Below are 3,813 nucleotides of genomic sequence, written 5' to 3'. Positions count from 1 at the left end.
CCAATAGCAGTATGCTCATGGCAGCATGGCCAAGATTAAGCATAGTTACCTTAGCAGGGTCAGGGCCCAGCTGACCCATCACCGCCTGCAGTATGAAAACACTGAGCGGCAATGCTAAGACGACAAAGATCGACAGTGCCTGCATAAACTTAAGCATTAGAAATATCGCTGTAAGTTCATACCTTTATAGAGCCCTGCAACTTGCTCGGCATAGCCATTAAACAGCTGTGTTTTTTGTCGGGTAAAATCAAAAATACCCGCAGGCAAGCGCCGCTCTGTAGCTTGCGACCAGCGCGGATGATCTACCGCAGGGTTAACATTGGCATAAAAGCCATACTCATTAGGTGCCGTTTGCTGCCAGGAGGTAGCCGGTTGTGTGTCAGTAAAGCGAATCCCAACAATGGATTTAATGCTTTTAAAACCATACTTCCACGGCACGACTAAACGAATCGGCGCGCCGTTTTGTGGCAGAATTTCTTTGCCATACACGCCAACGGCTAGAAGCGTTAAATCATGCATGGCTTCATCAAGGCGTAAACCTTCTTGATAGGGCCAATCAATTAAACCCGAAACCGAACGAATGCCCGGCATTTGTTTTGGGTCGGCCAGTGTTTCGAAAGCAATAAACTTTGCCGAAGCACTGGGCTCAAGATACCGAATCAGATCAGCAAGCGGAAAACCCACCCAAGGGATCACCATTGACCAGGCCTCAACACAACGCAATCGATAAACACGCTCTTGCAGCGGGAAACGCTGCAGAATGTCTTCTAAATTAAGCTTACCCGTTTTTTTCACCAGGCCCGACACCTGTATCGACCAAGGCTCGGTTTGCAGCAGCTGCGGCGCTAATCTGGCAGGGTCTGACTTACTGGTGCCAAACTCATAAAAATTATTATAGCTGGTTACATCCTTGAATGGGGTGAGTGACTCGGCTGTAAAATAGCCTTGTTGCTGCATCGACAAACCAGCCGCCTGATACTTTAAAGTACGTAATTGACTATGTTTGTTGGCTAAGGCCTGATTGCCAAGCAATAGGCCAGCCGCGCCCAGCCCTGTCGACTGCAGTAGTTGGCGCCGATTCATATAGCTGGTTTCTGAAGTGATCTCAGATGAGGGAATATCGCTGGGCGTTCGAATAAGCATATCTAATCCTTGTTTTTAAACTATACGCAAGATCGACGACAATCGAACAGCGATCCAACAGAGACCCAACAGCGCTAGGCCAATCACACTGTTAACGCCTTAATGAATAAAGCCGAGAAGCCTATTAAAACAAGACTATCAAAACGAGACTATGCAACAGGCTTCGGCTTACCCAGTAAGACAATGAACGACAAATTATATAAGGTAATTAATATTAATAGCGCTTTAGGAGGGTCTATTCCGATTAATGCAAAAGCCATGATAATAATTAGTATAACGGTAAACGGCACCCGCCCGGTTAAGTTGATACCTTTAAAACTGGTGTATTTTAAATTTGAAACCATCAACAGTCCGCAGCATAACGTAGCCACCGCCACAGCAATAGAGGCTGCCACGGGCAGCGCGTCACCGACATAACCCAAGTCGGTTGCCGTCCACAATAATGCAGCCAAAAACGCCGCTGAGGCGGGACTCGCCAAACCAATAAAAAAACGCTTATCGGTTGCCGGCGGCATCGTATTAAAGCGCGCCAAACGCAGTGCAGCGCCGGCCACATAAACAAATGCTGCCATAAAGCCAACTTTGCCCAAGTCTCCCAATGCCCAGGTAAACATCGCAATCGCTGGCGCCATGCCAAATGAGATCATATCAGACAGACTATCGTATTCCGCGCCAAACTTAGTCTGCGCATTCATCATGCGCGCTACTCGACCGTCAGCAATATCAAAAATCATCGCCATAAAAATGGCTATCGCAGCCGCTTCAAACTTACCTTGCACCGAACTTAAAATAGAATAGAAGCCAGAAAACAGCGCAGCCGTGGTAAATAGATTCGGTAAAATATATACCCCTCGCTTACGCACGACTTTGCCATCCTCGCTCACCTCTTCATCGACATCACCGACTGGCAAAATATCATCAAGCTGATTAATAATTGACGCCTCAAGCTGTTCTTCAGAAGCGCTATGCTCTGAAGCTTGCTGCGCTTGCGACTTCGACTCTTCACTAGACTGACTCATAAATACCCTTAGGCGAATGGATTATTGCAGTAACTGAGGCTGCGCATTATCCCAGAATGCTTGCAATGTCGGTAGCTTAAGTTGCTGCTCCAGTGCACAAATACCTATCTGGAACGGCTCCAGCGTGGGCGCTGACTCAATGATTTGAATTTGATCGCGCATCGGACTGTGCTGTATGACCAATTCTGGCACTAAGCCTACCCCCAAACCTAAAGCCACCATTGAAACAATCGCCTCATGACCGGATACCGTAGCATAAATATTAGCTTGCTGCTTGCTTGCCGCTAACCAGCGGTTTAATCGCGACCGCGTCAGGCCACTATCGGGAAAAATCATCGGCAGTTTCGCAGGGTTAATTTCAGGCATATCGTTCTGCATTGCTGCCACCTGCTCAGTAATAAGACCAGCCTGCGTTGGCATGATAAAATGCAGCGGACTGAAGCTAAGGGTTTTAAACGCAATACCTTTTGGCAATCGCTCAGGCTTTGCCGCAATCGCAATATTGACCTCGCCCTGCAATACTAAATCCAAAGCCTGCGCCTGATCACCAGTTAATAAGCTCAACTCTACGGCCGGGTACTTGGCCCTAAATTCTGGCAGCAAAAATGACATTACACTGTAACTTGCCGTGACTGAGCTAAAAACACTTAGCTCGCCGCCGATAGCCTTGGATTGTGCATCTAAGTCATATTGCAACTGGCGATATTGCATTAGGGTTTGTTCCGCGAAACGCTGAAAACGTCGACCTGCATCAGTAAGCTGCACATTGCGATTATCTCGCACCAGCAGCTGCACGCCCATTTCTTTCTCTAAGCGCTGAATCGAACGCGTTACCGCCGCCGTGGTGATAAAACACGCTTTTGCGGTCTTAGCGAAGCTAAGCTGCTTTGCCATTGTTAAAAATAAATCTAACTGCTTGATGTCCATGCGCACACCCAGTATTAACTAAAGTGCAATATTCTATTAAAAATATATCAATTTACGCAATGTAAATCTTGCACTACACTTGCCGCAAATTTTTAGACGATAAAACGTTTTGGAGTACTTTATGGCCAATTATTTTAACTCACTGCCACTTCGCATTCAGCTCGAAGAGCTTGGCAAATGCCGCTTCATGGATAAATCAGAATTTGCTAATGGCGTTGATTACATCAAAGGCAAAAAAATCGTGATTGTTGGTTGCGGCGCTCAAGGCCTTAACCAAGGTTTAAACCTTCGTGACTCTGGCTTAGACGTATCTTACGCACTTCGCCAAGCCGCGATTGATGAGAAGCGTCAGTCTTTCTTAAATGCTTCTGAAAATGGTTTCACTGTCGGCACTTACGAAGAACTGATTCCAACAGCTGATATCGTCATGAACCTTACGCCAGACAAGCAGCATACGTCGGTTGTGACGGCTGTGATGCCATTAATGAAAGAAGGTGCTTGCCTAGACTATGCGCACGGCTTCAACCTGGTTGAAGAAGGCATGCAAATTCGTAAGGACTTAACCGTAACCTTAATGTGCCCTAAGTGCCCAGGCTCAGAAGTACGTGCTGAATATGTTCGCGGTTTCGGTGTACCAACGCTTATCGCGGTTCACCGTGAAAACGATCCTAATGGCGACGGCATGAAAATCGCTAAAGCATTAGCCGCAGGTACCGGCGGTCAC

The 3,813-nt window shown here is 47.0% G+C and carries 5 protein-coding genes; 1 reads left to right on the top strand and 4 read right to left on the bottom strand.

Annotated elements, in window-relative coordinates; all coding sequences use genetic code 11:
* The 4 genes from HRU21_11930 to ilvY all read right to left on the bottom strand — a co-directional run.
* Positions 1-157, bottom strand: a 157-nt coding sequence (locus HRU21_11930; GenBank protein NRA42998.1) for a hypothetical protein, incomplete at its 3' end; no start/stop codon positions are given.
* Positions 157-1,143 carry a protein-methionine-sulfoxide reductase catalytic subunit MsrP gene (gene msrP / locus HRU21_11925; protein NRA42997.1) on the bottom strand — a complete coding sequence of 329 codons (987 nt, stop codon included), beginning with the start codon at positions 1,141-1,143 and terminating at the stop codon, positions 157-159. The genes HRU21_11930 and msrP, both read right to left, overlap by 1 nt.
* A 149-nt stretch (positions 1,144-1,292) precedes the next feature.
* Positions 1,293-2,162, bottom strand: coding sequence for a CDP-diacylglycerol--serine O-phosphatidyltransferase (gene pssA / locus HRU21_11920; protein NRA42996.1), 870 nt, complete (start codon positions 2,160-2,162; stop codon positions 1,293-1,295).
* A 21-nt stretch (positions 2,163-2,183) separates the two neighbouring features.
* Complete coding sequence (gene ilvY, locus HRU21_11915; protein ID NRA42995.1) at positions 2,184-3,089, bottom strand: HTH-type transcriptional activator IlvY; 906 nt, start codon at positions 3,087-3,089, stop codon at positions 2,184-2,186.
* Between the two features lie 121 nt (positions 3,090-3,210).
* On the opposite strand from ilvY, the gene HRU21_11910 reads away from it, so the two are divergent.
* On the top strand, positions 3,211-3,813 hold a 603-nt coding region (locus tag HRU21_11910), incomplete at its 3' end, for a ketol-acid reductoisomerase (GenBank protein ID NRA42994.1).

It is taken from the genome of Pseudomonadales bacterium, from assembly GCA_013215025.1.
Taxonomy (GTDB): domain Bacteria; phylum Pseudomonadota; class Gammaproteobacteria; order Pseudomonadales; family DT-91; genus DT-91.
The sequence above is the reverse complement of the archived record's forward strand: the minus strand, read 5'-3'. Positions and strand labels throughout refer to the sequence as shown.

What these genes read in the sequence shown, in the direction of transcription:
- msrP (NRA42997.1), bottom strand. Translation starts at nt 1,143, where the DNA reads ATGCTTATTCGAACGCCCAGCGATATTCCCTCATCTGAGATCACTTCA.
- ilvY (NRA42995.1), bottom strand. Translation starts at nt 3,089, where the DNA reads ATGGACATCAAGCAGTTAGATTTATTTTTAACAATGGCAAAGCAGCTT.
- pssA (NRA42996.1), bottom strand. Translation starts at nt 2,162, where the DNA reads ATGAGTCAGTCTAGTGAAGAGTCGAAGTCGCAAGCGCAGCAAGCTTCA.